The sequence below is a fragment of the Dietzia sp. IBK-p2-15D genome (genome assembly GCF_057773105.1).
The window spans coordinates 1-434 of record NZ_JBYMTK010000128.1 but is presented as its reverse complement, the minus strand read 5'-3'; the positions used below and the strand labels follow the sequence as shown (position 1 = coordinate 434).

The following is a 434-nucleotide window of genomic DNA, read 5'->3' as shown; positions in this document are numbered from 1 at the left end:
GATAAACATTGATAGTAACCCGGTGCATAGTCGAGGACATGACTTACTAGCGCCGGGTTCATATCCTCACAATCAAATACAACATGATCCCCATCTTCAATTCCCCATACTCCGTTATCAATGTGGCGGGGGTATACTGCAGGGTCTTCAGGATCGGCATATTGCTCTCCAATTTCCGTCCACTCGCCACGATCCCCACGCATTTCGTAAACGGGGACTGTGTACATTCTGCCGAAATCGGGGTCGGTAAAGTGCCACGAATCTCCGATCCGCACAGAAAGCGCTGTGTGGCCGTTGTTACCGTCATACTCTGCTTTCGTCAGGAACATCACGCGGCGGCTCTCAATGCCTACCTGCGCCAGCAAGTCCACCGATAACGCGCTGACATACCCACACGTTAGCTGCACATCCGCGCCCGCATTGATGCGCGCTGC

The 434-nt window shown here is 53.5% G+C and carries 1 protein-coding gene; it reads right to left on the bottom strand.

Features of this window, described 5'->3' with window-relative positions; translation table 11 throughout:
- On the bottom strand, positions 1-434 hold a 434-nt coding region (locus AC3DEV_RS17200; protein ID WP_488372909.1), incomplete at both ends, for a hypothetical protein.